The organism is Paenibacillus sp. FSL L8-0663 (assembly GCF_038008125.1).
GTDB lineage: Bacteria > Bacillota > Bacilli > Paenibacillales > Paenibacillaceae > Paenibacillus > Paenibacillus polymyxa_D.
Genome location: NZ_JBBOYM010000001.1, coordinates 4760465 through 4782549, shown reverse-complemented (window position 1 = coordinate 4782549; position 22085 = coordinate 4760465). Strand labels below are relative to the sequence as shown.

The 22085-nt window shown below is 39.0% G+C and carries 18 protein-coding genes and 1 pseudogene; 12 read left to right on the top strand and 7 right to left on the bottom strand.

From position 1 onward, the window contains the following. The first annotated feature begins 214 nt into the window (after positions 1 to 214). The 3 genes from MKY75_RS21225 (at position 215) to MKY75_RS21215 (ending at position 4563) form a co-directional block, all read left to right on the top strand. On the top strand, positions 215 to 1621 hold the full coding sequence (locus MKY75_RS21225) for a DNA-binding protein (protein ID WP_069011956.1): 1407 nt from the start codon (positions 215 to 217) through the stop codon (positions 1619 to 1621). Between the two features lie 197 nt (positions 1622 to 1818). Next, positions 1819 to 2628, top strand: coding sequence for a bifunctional hydroxymethylpyrimidine kinase/phosphomethylpyrimidine kinase (thiD, locus tag MKY75_RS21220; protein ID WP_039273953.1), 810 nt, complete (start codon positions 1819 to 1821; stop codon positions 2626 to 2628). 237 nt (positions 2629 to 2865) lie between these two features. Continuing rightward, positions 2866 to 4563 (top strand): M3 family oligoendopeptidase, encoded by a 1698-nt coding sequence (locus tag MKY75_RS21215; protein WP_165149494.1) that lies wholly within the window; start codon positions 2866 to 2868, stop codon positions 4561 to 4563. Between the two features lie 160 nt (positions 4564 to 4723). Here the strand turns inward: MKY75_RS21215 and MKY75_RS21210 are convergent, their stop codons facing one another. Then, entirely contained in the window at positions 4724 to 5695 is a 972-nt protein-coding gene (locus tag MKY75_RS21210) for a ring-cleaving dioxygenase (RefSeq protein WP_165149492.1), read from the bottom strand. Between the two features lie 250 nt (positions 5696 to 5945). On the opposite strand from MKY75_RS21210, the gene MKY75_RS21205 reads away from it, so the two are divergent. Next, positions 5946 to 6476: a GNAT family N-acetyltransferase gene (locus tag MKY75_RS21205; protein WP_340886462.1), complete on the top strand. Its 531-nt coding sequence runs from the start codon at positions 5946 to 5948 to the stop codon at positions 6474 to 6476. A gap of 106 nt (positions 6477 to 6582) precedes the next feature. On the opposite strand, the gene MKY75_RS21200 is transcribed toward MKY75_RS21205, so the two are convergent. Further along, positions 6583 to 7092 carry a thiol reductase thioredoxin gene (locus tag MKY75_RS21200; RefSeq protein WP_340886459.1) on the bottom strand — a complete coding sequence of 170 codons (510 nt, stop codon included), beginning with the start codon at positions 7090 to 7092 and terminating at the stop codon, positions 6583 to 6585. A 415-nt stretch (positions 7093 to 7507) separates the two neighbouring features. On the opposite strand from MKY75_RS21200, the gene MKY75_RS21195 reads away from it, so the two are divergent. From MKY75_RS21195 to MKY75_RS21185, 3 genes are all read left to right on the top strand, one after another. Next, complete coding sequence (locus MKY75_RS21195; protein WP_069011966.1) at positions 7508 to 8530, top strand: S8 family serine peptidase; 1023 nt, start codon at positions 7508 to 7510, stop codon at positions 8528 to 8530. A gap of 324 nt (positions 8531 to 8854) precedes the next feature. After that, positions 8855 to 9589: a LytR/AlgR family response regulator transcription factor gene (locus MKY75_RS21190; protein WP_016820363.1), complete on the top strand. Its 735-nt coding sequence runs from the start codon at positions 8855 to 8857 to the stop codon at positions 9587 to 9589. Beyond that, positions 9590 to 10894 carry a sensor histidine kinase gene (locus MKY75_RS21185; RefSeq protein ID WP_069011968.1) on the top strand — a complete coding sequence of 435 codons (1305 nt, stop codon included), beginning with the start codon at positions 9590 to 9592 and terminating at the stop codon, positions 10892 to 10894. Positions 10895 to 10949: 55 nt separating this feature from the next. Here the strand turns inward: MKY75_RS21185 and MKY75_RS21180 are convergent, their stop codons facing one another. Both MKY75_RS21180 and MKY75_RS21175 read right to left on the bottom strand, forming a co-directional pair. Beyond that, positions 10950 to 11570, bottom strand: coding sequence for an ABC transporter ATP-binding protein (locus MKY75_RS21180; protein ID WP_340886455.1), 621 nt, complete (start codon positions 11568 to 11570; stop codon positions 10950 to 10952). A 1-nt stretch (position 11571) separates the two neighbouring features. After that, positions 11572 to 12546: an ABC transporter ATP-binding protein gene (locus MKY75_RS21175; protein WP_340886453.1), complete on the bottom strand. Its 975-nt coding sequence runs from the start codon at positions 12544 to 12546 to the stop codon at positions 11572 to 11574. A gap of 280 nt (positions 12547 to 12826) precedes the next feature. Between MKY75_RS21175 and MKY75_RS21170 the strand changes: the two genes are divergently transcribed. From MKY75_RS21170 to MKY75_RS21160, 3 genes are all read left to right on the top strand, one after another. Continuing rightward, entirely contained in the window at positions 12827 to 14077 is a 1251-nt protein-coding gene (locus tag MKY75_RS21170) for a radical SAM/SPASM domain-containing protein (protein WP_340886451.1), read from the top strand. 25 nt (positions 14078 to 14102) lie between these two features. After that, entirely contained in the window at positions 14103 to 15158 is a 1056-nt protein-coding gene (locus tag MKY75_RS21165) for a radical SAM/SPASM domain-containing protein (RefSeq protein WP_340886448.1), read from the top strand. A gap of 473 nt (positions 15159 to 15631) precedes the next feature. Then, the gene (locus MKY75_RS21160; protein ID WP_340886445.1) at positions 15632 to 16507 is read left to right on the top strand and encodes an IS4 family transposase; all 876 of its coding nucleotides are present in this window, start codon (positions 15632 to 15634) and stop codon (positions 16505 to 16507) included. 203 nt (positions 16508 to 16710) lie between these two features. Here MKY75_RS21160 and MKY75_RS21155 read toward each other — a convergent pair whose 3' ends face one another. Further along, a complete protein-coding gene (locus MKY75_RS21155; RefSeq protein WP_340886444.1) occupies positions 16711 to 19254 on the bottom strand; it encodes an ABC transporter permease in 2544 nt (847 codons plus the stop codon). After that, entirely contained in the window at positions 19251 to 19928 is a 678-nt protein-coding gene (locus tag MKY75_RS21150; RefSeq protein WP_340886441.1) for an ABC transporter ATP-binding protein, read from the bottom strand. Before MKY75_RS21150 ends, MKY75_RS21155 begins: the two co-directional genes overlap by 4 nt. A gap of 574 nt (positions 19929 to 20502) precedes the next feature. Between MKY75_RS21150 and MKY75_RS21145 the strand changes: the two genes are divergently transcribed. Continuing rightward, a complete protein-coding gene (locus tag MKY75_RS21145; RefSeq protein ID WP_340886438.1) occupies positions 20503 to 20631 on the top strand; it encodes a hypothetical protein in 129 nt (42 codons plus the stop codon). Positions 20632 to 20885: 254 nt separating this feature from the next. Further along, positions 20886 to 21014, top strand: a complete 129-nt coding sequence (locus MKY75_RS21140) for a hypothetical protein (RefSeq protein WP_340886437.1) — start codon at positions 20886 to 20888, stop codon at positions 21012 to 21014. Positions 21015 to 21497: 483 nt separating this feature from the next. Here MKY75_RS21140 and MKY75_RS21135 read toward each other — a convergent pair. After that, positions 21498 to 21967, bottom strand: a pseudogene (locus tag MKY75_RS21135) (sensor histidine kinase); the annotation flags it as partial. Positions 21968 to 22085 lie beyond the last annotated feature (118 nt).

Here is a 22085-nt window from a genome sequence, read left to right as displayed (position 1 = left end):
CAGCATCAAAATAATAGAAATAGACTGTCCCTCAGAGGACGGTCTTTTTTCATAAAACAGATTTAAAATCGTACAAAACTCGTGATTTTATATGTCCTGAGTCGTGTTTAAAGTTATTGACCTCTCGTATAAATAGACATATACTTTGATTAAACAAATTTTGGTTTAAAAGGTAATGAAAAAGTCACCATCATTCGTTTGAGGGGGTGTCCCTTTGGAAAAAAACACCACGATCCGCGCAGAAATAGAAAAGTATATTCAAACTGAAGGCATTTCAATGCAATGTTTTGCAGATGCTTCCAAGGTAAATCCGGGTACACTTAGCGGTATACTTAATCGGAACCCGCCACGGCCGATCTCAGTCAATCAGCTTGATCTGATTACCGAGGCCATGGGATTGGAAGAAGGATCTTTGTTCGAGATGTATGTTGATGAATGTTTTATTCATTCCTTGCCGCACTGGAGGAGGTTGCGTCCGTTTCTCCTGCGTTGTTCAGAGTTGAACAAGCTGGAGTGTATACGCAGTGTACTTGGCTATTTGATGGACGATTTATCGAACGTTCCTGCCATTTTTGAGACCGCAGAAGCGATGTTTGAGGATGGCAGATATGAAGCTTCCATGCTTCTGTATGATTGTGTCATCGAAAGTGAGAAGTATACCCACTCTGAACGATTGGCGATCAGCTATTTCCGTATATTCCAGATTCAGATTAAGGATAACCAACGGAACTTGAAGGCTGCTGTACAATTCCATTTGTACCGTAGTCGTCTACCGGAAATTTACGCATTGGAAGGCTTACATATGCTATCTCAAGTGTTTGCTTTAAAAATGCAATGGTCCGAGATGGAAATGTATGCGGACGAGCTAAGAGAGCTGGCGCAGGCATTGTATCGCAATCGGAACCGTTTCGGAGATGAGCACCTGGAGCTGCTTAAGCCGCTCGTTTATTACTATGCTCAGGGGCATCTGCTCAAGGCCAGTTGCTATGAGTTTCAGGGTAGATATGAGGAATCCAAGCAATGGATTGAAGGTTATGCAGATTTGAGCTGGTTTGAGGGTTTAGACGAAGAAGGCTGGAAAGTGGTCAACTTGCATCGTGTATATGCACAGGGCAACCGACTTTGTATTGAAATTAAAATGGGCAACACTTCTGCAATCTATGAATATATTACTTACCTGCGCGAGCATCCGGATGAGACATTGGAAGGCTTGAACACCTTGCTCGAATCGGCGAACCGGTTCGGTTATTTCGTGGATGCCGAACTGGGACTGTTTAGTCAGCAACTCAAGAACTTCTGGGAGCTTGCACCGGAACGATGGGACACTCATTATCGCAAGCACTTTAATGCATTTCGTTTTGCATCCTTTTGTAAGGTGTTTGCAGAATATTATTTCCGAAAAGGCGATTACCCCGAGGGAGTGGGACAAACACTGCATTGCTTGCAATTGTCTGTTGATAATAGCTATACCGAACATATCATTGGTTGTATGGCTTTATTTGAGCAGCATCGGAATTTTGCTACACCGGAACAGCAGCAATTGTATCAGAGCCTATGCCTGGGCGTACGTGCAAATGAAAAGAATCATGCCTATGATCACAGTACCGGCGGATATTTATAATTCTAAATTTCATTCAAATTCTTCATATAACACGTTATTGCGAGGATATTCCCGTTTCAAAAGGGGATGTTCTCTTTTTTTAGCTGCTGCCGTCGCTTGTGACTTTTAGCATAGAGAGGATCGTTTTGCGCGTTGACAAGTTTCGCAAGCGGGATTAGGATAAATGCAGCACAGAAAGTGAAGGAGAGCATGAACAAATGACGATTCCCAAAACATTAACGATAGCCGGCTCCGACACAAGCGGTGGAGCGGGTATTCAGGCAGACCTGAAAACCTTTCAGGAGCTTGGCGTATATGGTATGACCGTATTGACAACCGTAGTAGCGATGGGGCCTAAAACCTGGGACCATCTTGTATATCCTGTTGCGTTGGATGTGGTAGAAGCGCAGCTGCGTACTGTATTGGAAGGTATCGGCTTTGATGCGATGAAAACCGGCATGCTAGGCTCGGTTGATATTATCGAGCTGGTAGCCAGCCATTTGAAAAAGCATGATCTGAAGCGGATCGTAATTGACCCGGTCATGGTCTGCAAAGGCACGGATGAAGTGCTTCAGCCGGAAAATACAGAGGCGATGCTGGAATTGTTGATCCCTGGCGCTGACCTGGTAACACCGAACTTGTTTGAGGCTTCGCAACTGGCGAAGAATGGACCGATTACGACACTGGAGCAGATGCAGGAAGCGGCTGCGATTATTCATGAGCGTGGAGCTAAGCATGTACTGATCAAGGACCGTGGCAAAATTCGTGCAGGTAAAGCGATGGATCTGCTATATGACGGAATCACTTTTGACTGGTTTGAAGCCGATGTTGTAAAAACAAACTTTACCCACGGTGCAGGCTGCACCACTTCGGCAGCGGTAACGGCTGGTTTGGCACAAGGGCTGACTGTACGTGAAGCAGTGGATCAGGCCAAGAAATTCATTACACAGGCCATTGAAGGTAGCTTCAAGCTGAATGAATTCGTCGGTCCAACCCTGCATGCGGCACATCGTTTGCAAAACCAATAAAGCATGAAGGTCTGCGACATTAGGGAGACTTATAAATCCCCACCAGGCTGTATATATATTTAGGTTGCTTTAGGCAGCGACATCTATGATATATAAGTTAGATTAGGCTCAAAAGCCGCAATACATAGTATTGCGGCTTTTGAGGTTGTATTTTATTGGAATTTCAGCTTCCAGTTTGGTCTAATCGTACTGTATAATAGGCATCAGATTTATTACATTTAAGGAGGAACCGAAGCAATGACATTATTCAGCCAAATGGCTTACAGCCGACCAGAGCAACCTGAAATTGAACAGCGGTTTAAAACACTGTTGCAGCAGTTTCGTGAAGCGGACAGCGTAGAACGTCAAAATGAAGTGATTTATGCGATTAATAAGCTGCGCAGTAATGTGGAAACGCAATTGCAATTGGTGGAAGTTCGGCACTCCATTAATACGGAGGACGCCTTTTACAAAGCGGAGCAAGAGTACGCTGATGATTTCATGCCGGTTATTCAGGAGTATGTAACCGATTACTACCGGGCATTGGTGGATTCTCCATTCCGCAACGAGTTGGAGAATCAATGGGGCAGCCAGCTTTTCAGTATTGCCGAGGTAGCCCTCAAGTCGTTCCATCCGGATATTATTGAGGATTTGCAGCAGGAGAATAAGCTGACTTCGGAATATGCTCAATTGATTGCTTCAGCGAAGATCCCGTTCGAGGGGGAAGAACGCACATTGTCACAGCTCCTGCCATTTGAAATGGCTACCAACCGGGAGACACGCAAACAGGCCTCCGAGGCTAAATATCAATTTATGAGTGAGCATGAGGACGAGCTGGATCGAATTTATGATGAATTGGTCAAGGTACGTACGCGCATGGCACACAAGCTGGGCTATGACAACTTCGTAGAATTGGGCTATGCCCGCTTAGGACGTACAGATTACAATGCCGAGATGGTAGCCAATTTCCGCGAGCAGGTGCTGAAGCACATCGTTCCTTTGGCAACCAAGCTGAAGGAGCGCCAGCGCGAACGGATTGGAGTAGATCAGCTTCGCTATTACGATGAAGGCTTCAACTTCCTGTCAGGCAATCCTACGCCTAAAGGTGACCCGGAGTGGATCCTTCGTAATGGAGCACGCATGTATGAGGAGCTTTCAGCGGAAACACATGAATTTTTCAGCTTTATGATCGAACGTGGATTAATGGATTTGATCAGCAAAAAGGGAAAACAAAGTGGAGGCTATTGTACATTTTTGAGCGAATATGGCACGCCGTTTATTTTCTCCAATTTCAATGGTACGTCCGGTGATATCGACGTATTGACGCATGAAGCAGGTCATGCCTTCCAGGTCTATGAAAGCCGACATTTTGAAATTCCCGAGTACCATTGGCCAACGATGGAGGCGGCTGAGATTCACTCTATGAGCATGGAGTTTTTTGCATGGCCCTGGATGAATCTGTTCTTCGAGGAAGATACGGACAAATATCACTTTGAACATCTATCTTCATCGTTGCTGTTCGTTCCTTACGGCGTAGCCGTGGATGAATTCCAACATGCCGTATACGAACATCCGGATTGGACCCCAGCCGAACGTAAAAGCGCATGGCGCTCCATTGAACGTAAGTATAAACCGCATCTGGATTATGAAGGCAACGAGTATCTGGAGCAGGGCGGATTCTGGCACAAACAGGGGCATATTTTCCAATCTCCGTTCTACTACATTGACTATACACTCGCGCAACTGTGCGCGTTCCAATTCTGGAAACGCATGAGTATCGACCGGACAGCAGCGTGGGAAGATTATTTGAAGCTGTGTCGTGCTGGGGGAAGTCGATCCTTTACCGGATTGGTTGAGCTGGCTGGACTCATCTCGCCATTCCAAGATGGTTGCATTGCCTCAGTAATCGGAGAAATCGAAGCATGGCTGAACAGTGTGGATGATAAAAAGCTGTAAGCTAACTAAAAAGGGCATTTCACTTACCTGTCAAAGCGGAAAAGCATGCAAATGACATGTTTTATAGGTAAAAGCAGGGCAATTGCACGAAAAAAGCCGGGAACCTCTACATGATGTAGGAGTCCCGGCTTTGTGTGATTTTAGAGCAAATATAACCCTATTAATGTTTAGTGTTAAGCGGTTTAAGATTGGCCTCAATCGAAGCACGGCGCGACTCCAAAAATGGAGGCAGTGATAGGGATTCGCCCAGAAACTCCAATTCCTCATCGGTGTCAAACCCCGGTCCATCGGTAGCCAATTCAAACAGAATGCCGTTCGGCTCACGGAAGTACAAGGAACGGAAATAAAAGCGATCTACAAAACCAGAGTTGGAAATCTGCAGCTGCCCAATACGGTCTACCCATTGTTTGAGCTCTTCCTCGGTTTCAACACGGAAAGCTACATGGTGCACACTGCCGCGTCCTGGTCGCTCTTGTGGCAGATCGTTGCGCTCTTCCAGATGCACCTCAGTTCCTGTACCGCCTTCACCCGTTTCATAGATGACCACATCCGCTTGTCCAGCAACAGGGGAAGGATAGGAGCCCTTTTTACGGAAGCCCATAACCTGTTCAAGGATGAGAATAGTATTCTCCGCTTTGGGAATGGTCAGATGAACCGGCCCAAGTCCTACAATGCCGTATTCGGCAGGGACAGGGCTTTTCTCCCAAGGCGTGCCGCCGCGCATTCCGTGATCATGCTCATCTGAAACGAGGAAGAAGCGTTGTCCTTCAAAATCCTCAAACGAAAGTGCCAGGCGTCCTGCTTGATCCGTAATTTCGCCATGTTTTACATCCAGCTGCTCGAAGCGGTTTTTCCAGTAATCCAGTGCCTTGTCATTTGGTACCCGTAGGGAGAGAGCTGAAATGCTGTTATTTCCTGTACGAGTTTGTCCCGCATGTGGAATTTCAAAGAAAGTGACTTCTGTACCCGCAGTTCCACGCTCATCTCCGTAAAAAAGGTGATACACACTAACATCATCTTGGTTCACCGTTTTCTTGATCAACCGAAGTCCCATTACCTGAGTATAAAAATCAACATTTTTAGCCGCTGCCGCTGTAATCGCCGAAACGTGATGCAATCCTAATAGTTTCATGTCATTATCCTCCTTGGTTTTTATATGATTAGGTTTTTCTAAACAAAATAAACAGTCGAAAAACTTTTCTTTATATTTATTATCTTGATATTAAGATATATTATTTTTGATTGTTTGTCAACTTAAATTACGGTCTTGCTTCAAAGACGGACAAAACTAGAATTTCGAAATAATGCAAAAGCAGATACAATAAAGCTCAATATAGCCCAAAGTAGATAGAATGAATTTTATTATAAAAGGAGTGTGCTCCATGTATACGGATAAGGATTTAACGATTAGGCCCGTAACAGAAGAAGACCTACACGCCCTTTGGACGTTAACTTTTAAGGAAGAAGCACCGGAATGGAAGCAGTGGGATGCACCTTATTATGAACATAAGCCACTTTCTTTTGAGGAGTATTTAAAAGAGAAGGAAAAGCGAATCGGACAAGATGACTTTTGGATCATTGAAGTGGAGGGTAAGGTCATTGGATCGGTTAGCTACTATTGGGAGCATAAGCCGTCCCTATGGCTTGAGATGGGGATAGGTATCTTTGATTCGCAGTATTGGAGCGGTGGGTATGGTACGAGGGCACTCCGACTATGGATCACGCATTTGTTTAATACATTGCCTCTAGTAAGAGTAGGCTTTACAACATGGTCGGGAAACCACCGGATGATGAAGGTTGGAGAGAAGCTGGGTATGACCCTCGAAGCCAGGCTTCGCAAGTGCAGATATTATAATGGAGAGTATTATGATTCGATCCGAATGGGGCTTTTACGGGAAGAGTGGGAATTGTGATTAAATTATAAAGTATAGAAGACTCGCAAGAGGGACGCCTTTTTTAAAGAACTCCATCTTGCGAGTCAAAGTTTCAATGATTTGGATCGTTTTGAAATGCGAAAGGTTACTGAGGACAATTGGCAAAAATAGTTAGCAATTCATCCGCATTTGGTCCAGTATCAACTTGTTGGGCAACGACTTTTCCATCTTTAATATATGCTAATGTTGGAGTAGCTTGTAAATTGATGTGATCTCTAAGAAATTGCCGAATGACTGGTTTCCAGTCCCCACCATCCAGATTGTAATAATAGATGGGTTGTGATATACGGACAGAAAATTCTTTTAAAATGGGAGAGAATTCACGACAATCGGAACAGCTAGGTCTACCAATATAAAGGTAAAAACCTTCTCCCGAGTTGAATTTGTCCATGGTTTCATTCGCATTAAGTCTAGGTAAATCTTTTACATCATTCTCGTATTCTTCAACAGTCGGAATATTTTTATTTTGTTCTATAGTCGTAAAATTCTTATGTTCTGCAGCATAGTTAGTATCATTAGCAATGAAAAAGCTTGTCAAACACATACAGAATATAAAAGCAATTTTGAACGGTAGAAATTTTTGTTTTTTTATCATAAGGAACCTCCAAATTATTTTTTTTGCGTGATTAACTAATTTTCCGGACATATAATTATTTTGATTATCACCTTCTTAAAATATTTATACGGAGCCTTAACAGACTATTGAGATTAATTGCTTCCAGATAGCCTGTATTCTTAAGTTGTAGTTAATCTATGAATAAGGTTACTATAGTTGATCTATCTAGAAATATTACTGTAATAATCAGCGCATATTGTGTCATTTTGCGTCTTGCTATACTCTAGTAACTCGTAATTATAAATGGTCAGCATTGAAATTTTAATACATTTTTATCGGAAATTTGCTTTTTATAGCATTAAATTGGTTATTTTATCACTTACACATTCTATATCAAACTAAAGTGCTAATTTATATATAGCATTCTATAAATTTGATAGGATAGGTGAAGACTATGTTTAACAACAAACAAGTAGTCATAATTGATACTGGAATGGACATGACGAATCGTAGTTTAAGTAAACATGTTATAGATGGAGTGAGATTTCAATTTTCAGGAAACGAAATTATCGAGGATAATGATTTTCAGGATGACCATGGGCATGGAACATCTGTGGCAGATACGATTATGCAAGTTTTTAGTGAGGCTCAATTTTACATCATAAAAATAGCAAATGAAGAAGGGAAAACGAGTACTAGACTCTTGCAGATGGCGTTGAAGAAATGCCTTAATCTGAATATTAAATATATTTGCATAAGCATTTCGGTTACTTCAGAAGGATACTATCAGCAACTTAGCCAAATTACACAGCAGTTAGTAGATCAAAATAAACTTATTTTTGTATCTGTAAAAAATGGTAGTCAGAGTAGTTATCCAGCTAGTCTGCCTACTGTCATTGGTGTAAATGGGCAAATGTTTTGTTCAATTGAGTCATTTTTATATTCAAAAAACAAAGAAATTCAAGCTGTATTTGATGATGCCCCAATTTTTGTCTATACACTTGCCGAACGGTTTGCCTTTTTTAAAGGTACTTCTAAAGCGAATGCTCTTTGTGTGGGGAGAAGTATGCAACTGATCTCTTCTGAGGTGAAGAACTCTGACATTTATAATAAAGATATCACGTTTTCAGAGGTTAATGATATTCTTGAACGCAGTGCTTTGGAATATGAGGTGACAGTAGCTGAATTTAAACCTATCCTTGATGCTGACATGGATAGTAACTTAGTAAAAAAATTTGGCAGGTATATAGAAAAGGCGATTTATGAAACCACTAATCTTGAAATTGACATCCATACTTTATATAAAGTTCCTTTTATTTGTGAGTTGACGGGAATAACTTTTAAAAATTTTGATGATTTTTGGAATAGCTTAGAAAAAGAGTTGAATCATACCTTAAACGATTATCACAATATACATATATTAAATGTATGTTCTCTCGCTGCATTGTTGAAATACTTGGAGGAGCTAGATGTTTAATCAAATTAAGCTGTTTGAAATCTATATTTTTAGTATTTAAATAAAAATATAAAAATGTATTTATTTAGAAAAAAGATTTGATTATAGAAAACTTGAAATGGTATACTATATATGTAATTAGTAAGCGCTATATAATAAATAAGGTTAACTTTGAACCTCCATAATAAACCCAGTAAAGAGGGGATTGGAATTGTGCTGGGCATGACCGAAAATCATATTGTTCCTTGCAACTGAGAATTAATTCATTGATGTGAAGTTCATAAGTTAACTTATACACGATACTTTACAATTAAGAATAATTAATGTATGTAGGGATGTGATTGGATGTTAAACATTGCTCTGTGTGATGATACAAATGTAGAACTGGCCCGGGTGGAGAGGTTTACGTTAGAATATCCCTTTACTAAAGTAGAAGTAGATACTTTTGGAAGTGGGCAAAAGTTGCTGCAATATGTAGCTAAGAATAAAACGGAATACAATATTTATCTGCTTGATATTGAGATGGCGGATATGGATGGCATTAGTTTAGCCAAAAAGGTAAGAGAGTTTGACAATAAAGCTGTAATTATCTTTGTAACCAATTATGACGAATACATGCCAGATGTATTTAAAGTACAAACCTTTGATTACATACTGAAACCTGTGAATAAAGAAACCCTTTTTGAGGTTCTTCAAAGAGCTGATCACTATTTACATAGTTCACATAGTTATTTTGAGTTTAGCTATGAACGAAATAAGCTCATTATAAACGAAGATGAAATTATGTACTTTGAGAAAAGTGGAAGGGCTGCTCATATTTATACAGAGACAAAAGAATATAAGTGTAATCAGACAACTTCACAAATACTTGCTCAACTTGATCCGATGGCTTTCACTCAGATTCATGCTTCGTATATCATTAACCTGAAATACGTTGTGGGAATAAAATGCGAAAATATTATGATGAAACGGATCGTAAATGGTGAAATTCAGGAAACTTATTTGGAACTACCGATCAGTAGAAAGTATAAAAAAGATTTTAAACAAAAAATGATGAATTATATGAGGAAGAGATTCTAATTGGAAAGAGTCATGTTTGATTTTATACTAAATTCTTTTGATATTTTCATTATAAGTAGATTTCTGAATAAAGTTTTATTTACTAAAAAGGGACTTTCGACGGAGAAAATCTGGCTGTTTACGATTGCATTAATAGGTCTGACAGTAGTCGGTATGTACTTTTTGAAAACAACATTTGATGTTATGCTAAATGTTGTTCCAGTGTTCACTATACTTTGTTTTTACCCAAAAAATCATATAACAACAAAACTGTGTTGGGGTACAGTTGTAATTGCAATTGAAATCTTATCTGTAGGAGTATGTTGCGCCATCATGAATGCTTGTTTTCCAAATGTACTCCTTACATCAGATAATGTATCTTATTATTACGAAGCGGGTGCTCTCCTCTCAGAAATCAGTAAATTTTTCTTTTTTTTATGGGTCCCTTTACTTTTTAAAATAGATGTTTATAAAAGAGAAACTACTCTGCATTATTTATACATGTGTTTGTTTGCAGTTCCTATCATAACTCTTTGCATGTTGTGCAGTCATTTTGATTTGATTTTAAGATCAGGTAAGAACCCAAATGAGTGGTTAAGTGTAATTTCTATGATTGGTGTTTTATCAATCAATATCATCATGTTAATTATTTATGAACAATTAAGCCGAATGTACGGCGAAATGATAGAGCAGGAATTATTAAACTTCAATCTTAAAGCAGAAAATAAACACTATGATAATCTGGAGAAATCGCAAAAAGAAATTCGGAGAATCAGGCATGATATGAGAAATGAACTGTTGACCTTAAAAGGATTGCTAAAAGAAAATAATGTTGAGGCAGCAGAGGGGTTTATAGAAGAAATTCTCTCAGATATTAAATGTACTGAAACTCAGAAATATTCACCGAACAATGTACTTAATTACGTACTCACCGAGAAAATAAATTTGGCTACTAAAAAAAGCATTGTAGTGAGCATTGATAGTTTTCTTCCAGAAAAATTTTCTCTAAATAATAATATTATAGCCGTTGTATTTGGTAATTTGCTGGATAATGCAATAGAGGGCTGTGACAAGGTAACTGAAGGTAAGAAAACAATGGATATAAAAATAAAATATCATGCAAAGCAACTTTATATAGAGATTTCCAATACGTTTAATCCGCTGTTTGTAAATAGTAATTTTATAAGTAATAAAAAGAATAGAAAAAATCACGGTTTTGGATTGAAAAGTGTCAAGCAGATTGTAAAAGAAAACTCAGGAATCCTGGATATAAGGACCGTGGAAGACCGGTTTTGCGTCAATATTATTTTATGGGACTTAGAATAGGAATCGAATTCGTGAAAGGGCGTAGATGCTTATGCAGCTACGTCCTGCTCCTGCATTACAACAATATTTGTTCATATTTACTCCCTAGTTCACTATCATGTGTAATTAATATAATGGTATGGTTGTACTTTAGATCATCTAATAGATCAACAAAGTTCTTTTTTACAACACCATCTAAATTTGAAGTGGGTTCATCAAAAATTAATACTTCTTTATTAGTATAGATATTCCGCAGTATCGAAATTAATTGCTGTTGCCCTCCTGATAAAGAAAAGTTTTTACCGATTATTTGATCTTTTTTACTTTCTTCGATAAATTTCTTGGTATCCAATAATTCAATATATGAATTCAGTTGCCTCATAGGGATACCTGGTTGCCCCAAAGTTATATTGTTAAAGATCGTATCTACATACATGACAGGTTCCTGGAAGCATATGCCTATTTTGCTGATAATATCTTTACGTTTCCATTCTCTCATTTCCTTTTCGTTCACTAAGATATCACCTGTATAATTACAATTAATCTTGGTGAGTAATTTTAATAGTGTGCTTTTTCCTGCCCCGTTGCGTCCTGAAAGGCAAAAAATATGATTTCCATGAACAGAGAACGAGACATCGGATAGCGCTTTTTCCAAACCGTTATAGCTATAACTTACATTTTTAAATTCTATGTCCATTTTATTTCACCTCTTCAGCTCTTATAATCGACTCAATTCTTTCGATGGATACTTTTGCCTGCTTCCAAGCGGCCACATAGTTTGTAACACTTTTGATCGGACTTATGATCTGATTTGAATAATAAACAAATACCGTCAGTACTCCCATACTTGTTTGGCCTTTCATTACTAAAATTGTACCCATCCCCAAAAGCAATACACTTCCAATAGAGGTAATGACAGAAGGGACAGTGGAAGCTACGATAATTGTATTGCTTCTCTGTCTATAAGCTTCAAGTGACTTTTCCTCTAAAGGCATGTACTTTCCCAAAATATAGTCTTTTATATCCATTCCAATAGAATACAGAAGTGTTCCAAGCGTATGCCTAATATAAGAAATAGAGTCATCATAAGCATTCATGACTGCTTTTGTCTTTTGAGTAATTCTTTTATTAAAGAATATTTGACTAATCATTGTTAAAAGCATGATTAAAAATACAAGTGTAAATAATTTGTAGTTGAAAAAAAGCAATACAATACAAATAACAATTAGAAAAAGTAAGTTTGATATTAGCATAGGGATACCGTGGGATACTAATCTTTCGATGATTCCAATGTCGTTAATAAACAAGGAAAATAGCTTATCGTTGTTTGAAGTAATGGTCTCACCTGGCAAAACAAAAAACTTTTCTAACAACTTTTTTTTCATAGTATAAGAGATTCTTTTACCTAATTCGGCAAAAATGAATTCACAAAGTAAACTGCATAGGTGAGATAGAATAAATAAGCCTGTTGCTATTCCTATAAACTTCACAATTAAGGAGAGGTCTTTGGATATTAATCCAGAGTCAACAATTTTACTTATGTATTGGGGAATTATCATGCTAAGTATTGTATCTAAAGCTTGAAAAACTAAAATAAGTACAATAAAAAGATAAAATTTATGAACTTCTTTAAAAATCCAATTATATTTTTGAAGCATAAATTTCCATTCCACCCTTCTGATACAAATATATAAAAGAAGCTACTTCTCATTCTACTATTGAATATCTAGTAATTATATTTATGGTATAAATGACCTCTTTAATGTCGTGAAATACATCTATGTATACGTTTTTTACGGATTTAGCGCAACCTCAGATACTCTAAAGAATCCATTGTTATTTAACTCTAATTATTATCAATTTATGGCATTAAAACATTAGATTATGACATAACAGTAAATATCAGAACAATTCATGATCTATTTAATAGAATGGAAAATGAATTTGGGATGTATGAGAGGAGAAAAAATCATGGTATATGTTTTAAATCCTTACTCACGTGAACTATTTCATAATCATCAAGTCATTATCGCGAATACAAAATCGGGAGCTTTTTTGAAAACCTCTAAATCTTATTATCTTGTGCTGAAGGATATGGTTAATAATGGGGAAATTGAGTCGTTATTAAATCCTACCAAAGGTTCTCAACATGCTGATGTTATTCATAATTTAACAAGTCTCTTTTATGAATTGGTGAATATCAAATGTATTCTAACCGAAGAACAATTAACCAATATTCATGAGGAGGTCTTAGATGTTGTTTATCTAGGATTAACAAATAGATGTAATTTACACTGTAAACATTGCAGCGCTTCAGCGGATGTCCATTTTACCGATGCGCTAACAACTGAAAAAGTGAAAGAAATCATTGATCAGATCGTCGTTCTTAAACCCCAAGCCATCAATGTTACGGGTGGAGAGCCTATGATGCGATTAGATATCATGGAGCTTTTGGCGTACATAAAACAAACATTCAACGGAGCTATTTTGCTCTCTACCAATGGTCTTTTTATAACCCCAAAAAATGTGGAACAATTGATTAGGTATGTAGATAATGTTTCCCTTAGTCTGGACGGTTATGATGAAGAAACTTGCGATCAAATTAGAGGCAATGGTGTTTTTAGTAGAGTTATAAAAAGTATAAAACTAATGCAAAGTAAAGGGTTAAAAAAAATCGCATTATCAATGGTTATTACAAAATATACTTTTGATGGAGGTGAAGATAAATTCCTTGATTTGTGTGAAAAATTAGGTGTTAAACCTATTGTAAGAATCTTAACATCCGCTGGAAGGGCAGGAGAGAATAGTGAAGAGATTTTTCCCGAAAAGCCATTTGTGGATGATCTGACCTCTCAAGATGTTGTCTGTCGACTTTGTTCACCAGGAAAAAGGGAACTATTTATTGGAGGAAATGGGAACATTTATCCTTGTGGAGGGTTGATGGATTCTGATGATTTTGTTTTAGGAAATGTATTTGATGATAATTTAATCGAATTAATAGCTAAAGGCAATCAAAAAGCAGATCACAATAAAATCGGATGTGTAAGACCATGGGAATTTGAACCCTGTAAGAACTGCAACGTTAATTTATTTTGCCATCACTGCATTAGCAACATCTACTATTTGCATCAAAACCAAGAGTTGTTCGATACCATTTGTCAAACACAAAAGAAACAACTTCAAGAACTAGTTTGGAATAGCTAAATCTTTATTTGAGGAGAGTAATGCCATGAACTTCACATATTGGGTAACTGAGGATTGTAACTTGAGATGTAAATATTGTTATGTTAGTAAAGCCCCAAAAACGATGAGTAGGGAAACGGCGGCAAAAGCTATTGATTTTACGGAAAAAAAGCTTGCTGCGAATCCTTTGGATCATAAAGATAAAATAGGCATAGCATTACATGGGGGGGAGCCATTACTTAATTATCCGATCATTCGTTATCTAGTAGAAGAGTTAAAGCGAAAAATTCATGGCGATATTTCTTTTACAATGACGACAAATGGAACCATTTATAACCAAGAAATGCTTGATTATGTTTCTGAAAATATCCAATTAACAGTTAGTTTGGATGGGAAGCAGGAAAGTAACGATATCAATAGAGTATACAGAAATGGAAAAGGAAGTTTCAATCGAGTGATTGAAACCCTTGATTACATTAATCATCAATCACATTCTTTCCGAGTAAGAATGACCGTTACACCTAATAATGTTTCATATTTTACTGATAATTATATTTTTCTTTTTGAAAAAGGGTATCCGATTGTCAGCTTTGCACTAGATGAAAGTGATCCGAATTGGAATAAAGAACTTATGAAAGTTTATCAAAAGAATCTTAACGAAATATTTTCATATATGGTGAATAAGGATATCACCAAAGCACAGTATTTTTTATATAATTTCAAAAACGCATATTTTCGGCCAAGAGGTACGTGTGATGGATGTCATACCAGTTTTCACATCTCCAGTGCAGGGAATATCTATCCTTGTATTTTTGCAGTAGGACGAGAGGAATTTTCCATGGGGAACGTGTTTTTCGATATAATTGAACAGCGTTTATCTAATTTAGACGTAATCAATCAAAAAGACCAGGGAGCTTGTACAAAGTGTGCTATGTATAATAATTGTCGCAGCAAAATGTGTAAAATTATTAATAAAATCCAAACTGGAAATTATTATGGATCATCACCCGTATTTTGTGCAACTCAAAGGATACACTATTCAATAGTGAAGGAGTATGAATATATATTAAAAAACTTCAAGCTTCTTCTTTCTACCCACTGATTTATTATGCTATTTATTCGTAGCTTCATAATCGTATTTGGGCTCTAGAGTCACTATATTTGACTTAAAAAAAATGTAATCCCCTAAGAAGAGTTTTGCAAAACCTTGGTTTTTAGCCGCAGTATGGGTTCTGACCTTGGAAAAAAGGAAGCTGTGAATCGAAAAAAGTAGTCCATCCTCAGATGGGGACGGTGATATTATCCCCTTTGGGTAGAGAGTGTTAAAAGAGCACATGTATGATGTGAGCTGGCACTATTTTTCTAAAGGGGATTTTTGTCATGTCCATTAAAGGACAGAAGTTTAGAATATACACACCAGAGTTCAAATTGAAGGTGGTACGTATGCATTTTCTCTGTTTTCTCCACGCCTGTTGAATAACCACAAAATGGTAGAAAAAAGATCGCCTTTTCTGTAGAATCGTTGGTACCATCCAAACGAATCCGAAAGAAGACGATCTCATGAAAAATTCTATCATGATTACATCTATCCTTCAATCTATGCTGACTCCTGAAGAAGTTCAAAGAGTTGTGAAGTTCATAGGTTATGAAGACAAAGCCCGTAAGTTTACGGTGTACCATTTACTCCAATACTGGTGCATGGCTCCATTGGAACAATGGGGTAGCTATCGATCCAGCGTAGATTATGCGGCTCCCTGTGGCTTGCCCGTCGTCCACTACTCACGCTTTTCAACCAAAGCCGCCGAAGTCCCGTTTTCCGTATCTAAGGAACTTTTCCATCTACTTGTTTGCAAATGTAACCGAGAAGCACGTCGGAAACTGACTTTCCCAAAAGAATTATTACTCATCGATTCAACCACGATGACGGTGGGGAAAACGCATTTGCCTTGGGCTCCTTATCACGGGGAGCGTGCAGGTATTAAACTTCATGTCGCTTTACGAGCAGAGAATGGGCACCCCCTTCAGGTGGTCGAAACACTGGGCTCCAAGCATGATGGTCCCATGAGTGAAGTGTTGGCTCAATCGGACTACATTTTGGTGATGAACCGTGCTTATGGGAAACTGGAGCGTCTGGACGACTTCAAAACCCGTGAACAATCCTTTGTCATTCGGCTTCGCGACAACGTCCATTTGGAAAAGCCTCATGCGCTACGTCGCCTTGCGAAGCCGGATTCATCCGTCATTCGGGATATCACTTGCCAGTTGGGAACCCCTCAGTGTCGTTCCAGACAACGTCATCGTGTGGTAATGTTTTGGGATTTTGAAGGTCGGGAAATTCGGGTAGTTACCGACTTAATGCAGGTGAGTGCAGAACAAATCGCACAGATGTATAAGGCTCGGTGGCAGATTGAGGTCTTTTTCTTCTGCAAAAACTACCAGTGGAATGGCTGATCCAGATTCAGCATATTCTTCTTGAGCGTGTCTCTGCTTCTATGAATCAAATTACTTATTCTGGTTAATCAACAGACGTGTGTTTTCTCATTATTATAATTAATTTCAGGGAAGTTAGGGAACGAGTACAAACTATAGAGGTGAATAAATAAGAAATGACCTAGCTATAAGTTTTTGCTAGGTCATTTCGACTAAAGGGGGGGTTATTCTGCTGTTCGCAGTCGCTCTACGATAGTTTTCTTGTTGCTCAGAGAATAAATAGCGAGAGGAAGACAGATCCCAAGCACGAGTAGAACAGGCAGCACGAGGATCAGCGGCCAAATAATAAATTTATAACTCATAAACCATATTTGAGTACTCAAGGGTCTCGCAATCAGGACGGAAAATAGGCTTCCTAATAAGATGGAGCATATGCTGGTGCCGAGTACATAGTACATCCCCTCATATATAAGCATTGTTTTTAATTGTTTGTTGGTCATGCCAATGCTTTGTAGTATAGCAAATTCTTGATGCCGGGTCAGAATACTAGTTAGAAGCGCGTTTGCAAAATTAATAATGCCAATCACACCAATAATAATACTGAGCGTACCGCCGATCATCAGAATTGTTTTTTGTATACCTGAAAACTCGGCAATCACGGTGGATTTGGACCGATAGTCCATCACTGGCTCCTTTATTTCGGTATAATTCTTTATAAAGTTCTCCATCGTTTTTTCTTTACTGTCGGATACATTAAAGGCATAACTCATTATCATAGGCTTCTTCACAAGCGTCTTGTAGATATCCGCCGGGAGATAGAAGTCAGTATAACTAGCAACTTCTACACCAGAATTGGTTGATTTTACGCCAACATGACCAAGCACTGTGAATTCATGGCTAGTGTACTCCTGGGCATTTGCTGTTTCCATATAGTTATGAAGAGTAACCTTTTCACCTACTTTGTATATGGACTCTTCCATGTGAGGATTATCGTAATCGTCTAAAATGACCCCTTCCAAAATATACTTTCCCGAAGCTAGCTTGCCATAATCAAGTTCGCCATCAATTAATTTTAGTCGGTGAAGGGGGAGATCTTCAAGCCCATACACTACTGTAGATAAGTTGCCGCGAGCGTCAGGAGTGACGATGTCCCCATTCCCCTCTTTGTTCTCTTTATGCTCTATAGCGAATAGATTGCTGCCACTGTACAATCGTCCACCTTCTTCAAAACCGGGTTGTGCCTGTACGGCCTGTATATAGCTTTCCGTTGTTGCATCGTCATGGCCTTTGAAATTATATTGGAAATAATTAGCATGTGCAATCAGAAAGTCAGTGTCATGGCTTTTAGACACATACTTATTCATATCCAGACTTTGGGATAATGTAAAAGTAGTATTCAGTAGCACTAGACCTAGAGAAAGGCTAAGCAGCACCAAAATAGTCCGCTTCTTATTGCGGCCTAAGTTGGCTCGAGCCATCAGGGGCATTTTAGCACCGTTAGTTGATTTTTTCAGTTTTTTCTTACCCTTTTTGGTAGCTCCGTCTACGTATCTTACTGCCTCGATCGGAGACACAGTCGCCGCAATTCTGCTAGGCTTATATGCACTGATCATAACTGTCATGACTGCAAACAGAGCGGAGCCGATAAAAATCCATGGGCTGGGGGATAGGGTTACCTCAGCATTTGCGTGCATAGAAGTGTTCATAAGCAGCAGAGGGATAAGCGATTTGCCGACCCCAAAACCCCCGAGCAAGCCGATGGGAACCCCGATCAAGGAAAGAAATAATGCCTGTCTTCGGATGATTCTGCTGATTTGTCGGCTGGTTGTGCCGATGGTTTTTAGAAGACCGAAGAAACGAATATCACGCATCACCGAGATTTGGAAAATATTATAGATGATCAAGTAGCCAGTAAGCATGATCAGTAACAGACCAGTGGCTAGGGGAAAGACGGCTTCAGGGTTCGAACTGAAAGTGTTGGAAAGATAAGCCCAGTTAACATTACTGTTAATATAGTTTGGTGCATTTTTGTCCAGGGAATAACCGCTTTCTGTAATCACTTTATTAAGGTTTTCCCGCATGTTCGAGCTGTTATCGAACATGATATCAGCATTGATGGTTCCGGTCATATCATGATCCTGCTTATATGTGTAGCGTAATTCTTCGGCATGAGCATCCACATAAGCTTTAGAAGCAAAGATTTGACCTGCATTAAACACGGGGTCACTCTTCCACCAGCCGGAGAGGATAAATTCACGCTGTACCATTTTGCCGTGAACCTCAAGCTTCAAGGACAATGGGGCGCCTTCCTTCAGGGGAGTACCCAGTAACTGTAGGGTCTTCGAGTCCGCGATAACCTCATTTTCCGCCACTGGTTTGTGGCCTTTTTCTAGCTCAATCAATCCTAGCTTCAGCCCTACATCGTCATAATACCAGAACTCCGCACGACGCTTTACAAATTGCTCGTTCGTCACCTTTTCACTTAACAAGCGGTTATGTGCTATCTCCTTAATAAGAGGGTGGTCTTTGATGTGATTAAATTCCTCATCGTTGATATATTTAAGTGAAGCATGCGCAGTTCCTCCGGACTGCCGCATCGTTGCCTGCTGGAAACTTTCCATCGCGCCAATCCCCATAGTAAACACAGATGTAAATAACAAAGTGGTTAAGGCAATAGCGATAACCGCAATAATGTTGCGGATTTTATTGGCTTTTAAACTTTTATCTGATAAATTACGAACCGCCTTACTGTTTTTTACTTTGATCATCTAGTCGCACCACCTACTATTTTACCGTCCTCAATACGAATGATCCGATCGGCCATTTGCGCAATTTCCTCGTTGTGGGTAATCATCACCATTGTTTGGGCGAACTGTTGGCTGGATACCTTGATCAACCCTATGACATCCAGACTAGTTTTACTGTCCAGGTTGCCAGTAGGCTCGTCAGCCAAAATAATGGCCGGTTTCGTCGCCAGTGCTCTCGCAATGGCGACTCGTTGCTGCTGCCCTCCCGAAAGATTACTCGGTAGATTGTTTAGTTTGTTCTCAAGCCCCAACGTATTTGTAATTTGGGCCAGATAGGCTTTGTCTGGTTGTTTCCCATCCAGTTCAATGGGGAGCACGATATTCTCATAGACATTTAAGACTGGAACTAGATTATAATTTTGAAAAATGAAGCCGATCTTTCTTCGGCGGAAGATGGTTAATTCTTCATTTTTCAGAGAATAGATATCCTTGCTGTCAACGGTGACGTTTCCGCTTGTAGGCCGATCCAGCCCACCAAGCATATGCAGAAGGGTGGACTTCCCGCTGCCGGATGTACCAACGATAGCCACAAATTCTCCAGCGCCTACCTCCATGTTGACACCATCCAACGCATGAACCTCAGTACCTCCTATACCGTAAGTTTTTCTTAGTCCTCTGGTTTCTAATATCTTCATTTTTTGCTTTCCTCCCAATAAAAATATCTGCATCATAATTGCTTTCACACAAATTTTATTATAATACCTCTTTCTTTCTACAATCTTTCTGAAATCTAACAGAATTGAAAGATTATTTGAGTGAGGGTGGAAAGATTAAATTGTGACGGGTGGTGGGAAATGTAGAAGGGACAGACTCCTTCTGAGATATCTGTTTTGTGGTGCCTCTGCTTGAACTCAGCCGGAATCAAAATGATTTTTGGTCTAATATACATTCGCTTGCTTGGCTTCATTGTATCTCGTGGGATGAGGCTTGTACTGAGCGGATGTATACGAAAGTAATCCTGTTTTTTCATGTTATGCCGGGTAAATCAATGAGTGCAATTATTTATTTTGTAAAAGTGAGACTTCTCGGTGTTGTTCGAAATACACGAATAATGAATAAACGTGAATTTATGGCCTTATTTTAAATAACAGGATAGTTGTAAAAAGTGCATAAGCCACTAATTATGTCAAATAACATACTGATTTTTACAATAGGAAATTTTGAGGTATCTTTAATGATATTTTAATAGTGAAAGGAGGTGGAATTAACATGGAGAAAATTGAAATCTTAGAAAATATGGATTTTGATATGGAAGTACAGTGTGATCCTAATAATTGCAAACATGATTGTCTTGGTGACGATGGACATTGTAGCGTTCATTTCTTCGAATCTTTTTGAAAGAATGATTTATCTAATCAGGTATTAATTGACCCCTGAAAGGAAGAAGTAAGAACACTTCTTAGTTTGTCTAGTGCCCTCGTCTTTTGAGACGGGGGTTTTTCTTTTGCATCACATCTGGGAAAGTAGAGTGTTGCCCCTGGATGTAAACAGTACATAAGCCACTAATTATGACAAATAACACACTGATTTATACAATAGAAAATTTAGAGGTATTTTTAATGATATTTTAATAGTGAAAGGAGGTGGGATTCATGGAAAAAGTTAAGGTTTTAGAAATTATGGATTTTGAAATGGAAGTACAATGTGATGGTTCTAGTTGCAAATATGATTGTCTTGAAGACAGTGGAAAATGTACCTCTTATCTCACGCCATTTTTTTGAAAGAATGATTTTGTCTAACTCGGTTTTAGTTGACCAATGAAAAGGAAGAAGTAAGGAACACTTCTTAGTTTGTCTGTGCCCTCGTCTTTTGAGACGAGGGCTCTTTCTTTTGCATCATATCTGGGAAAGTAGAGTATTGCCCATATACCTCTAGGCGATTCAGGTGGGACACCCTTCTTCATGTTCTGCGCGGCTGCCGTCATGGGGGTTTGTTCCCTGACGTTTGGAAATCTCCGTGAATGTCAATAGCGAAACTCATGGAGCTAATTGGCATCCGTGAAGCTTCGCTAAATTGTAGATGATCAAGTAGTCGATAAGCATGATTATCAGCAAAGCAAAAGCTAGCGCTATGATCTTTCTCGTATCCGTACTAGATTGGTGGAAATAGATGGCCATTCCCAGACTTATATCGTCTAAGCGTGGACAGTAGTATCCTCATTGCCGCCATAGTCCCTTTTCAACTCTTGAGGTTTCAATAAAGCCCTATCGTTCTCCTCCATAAAACCGTACTTTGATGTACCCACCCTCCGCAGCGATGATTTCTCTAGCTAAAAACAGTCCAACCCCGACACCCTCCTGCGAGTTAACAGTAGGGGAGCGATAGAAGCGGGTGAAGATCGACAAAACAATTCGTATGCCATCACTTTTATATCCATGTTTCCGCCTGTCTCTGTACATTTTATAGCGTTATCCATAATGTTATAGACAGCTTCACTGGTCCACTTTAGGTCAAAATAAGCATGAATAACGGTGTCCTCCCTAAAAACTGTTATCCCTTTGGCATCTGCTTTTGGCGTTATTTGCTCCAATGCAGGATCAAGGAGCTTATGAACAGATTCGCTTGGCGCTACCGTGATAATCCCCGTTTCAAGCCGCGATGGTTTCAGCAATGCCTGGATCAGGAAGTTAAGCTTTTCGGCCTGTGCAGATAGAGCTTTCACACAAAAACTTGTACAAATACGTTGTTAGGTTCTTTAAGAGCAGGAACAATCCCGTTACTCAAGGCGATATCATCCTCGATAATTATTATATAGTTCATTATTCTCCTCTTGTATTTTGGTTAAACAATTC

Bases quoted from the DNA above. Each gene is read 5' to 3' on its own strand.
- MKY75_RS21160 (WP_340886445.1), top strand. From the start codon at position 15,632: ATGATTACATCTATCCTTCAATCTATGCTGACTCCTGAAGAAGTTCAA.
- MKY75_RS21140 (WP_340886437.1), top strand. From the start codon at position 20,886: ATGGAAAAAGTTAAGGTTTTAGAAATTATGGATTTTGAAATGGAAGTA.
- MKY75_RS21150 (WP_340886441.1), bottom strand. From the start codon at position 19,928: ATGAAGATATTAGAAACCAGAGGACTAAGAAAAACTTACGGTATAGGA.
- MKY75_RS21205 (WP_340886462.1), top strand. From the start codon at position 5,946: ATGTATACGGATAAGGATTTAACGATTAGGCCCGTAACAGAAGAAGAC.
- MKY75_RS21190 (WP_016820363.1), top strand. From the start codon at position 8,855: ATGTTAAACATTGCTCTGTGTGATGATACAAATGTAGAACTGGCCCGG.
- MKY75_RS21210 (WP_165149492.1), bottom strand. From the start codon at position 5,695: ATGAAACTATTAGGATTGCATCACGTTTCGGCGATTACAGCGGCAGCG.
- MKY75_RS21180 (WP_340886455.1), bottom strand. From the start codon at position 11,570: ATGGACATAGAATTTAAAAATGTAAGTTATAGCTATAACGGTTTGGAA.
- MKY75_RS21200 (WP_340886459.1), bottom strand. From the start codon at position 7,092: ATGATAAAAAAACAAAAATTTCTACCGTTCAAAATTGCTTTTATATTC.
- thiD (WP_039273953.1), top strand. From the start codon at position 1,819: ATGACGATTCCCAAAACATTAACGATAGCCGGCTCCGACACAAGCGGT.
- MKY75_RS21155 (WP_340886444.1), bottom strand. From the start codon at position 19,254: ATGATCAAAGTAAAAAACAGTAAGGCGGTTCGTAATTTATCAGATAAA.
- MKY75_RS21145 (WP_340886438.1), top strand. From the start codon at position 20,503: ATGGAGAAAATTGAAATCTTAGAAAATATGGATTTTGATATGGAAGTA.
- MKY75_RS21215 (WP_165149494.1), top strand. From the start codon at position 2,866: ATGACATTATTCAGCCAAATGGCTTACAGCCGACCAGAGCAACCTGAA.
- MKY75_RS21165 (WP_340886448.1), top strand. From the start codon at position 14,103: ATGAACTTCACATATTGGGTAACTGAGGATTGTAACTTGAGATGTAAA.
- MKY75_RS21195 (WP_069011966.1), top strand. From the start codon at position 7,508: ATGTTTAACAACAAACAAGTAGTCATAATTGATACTGGAATGGACATG.
- MKY75_RS21170 (WP_340886451.1), top strand. From the start codon at position 12,827: ATGAGAGGAGAAAAAATCATGGTATATGTTTTAAATCCTTACTCACGT.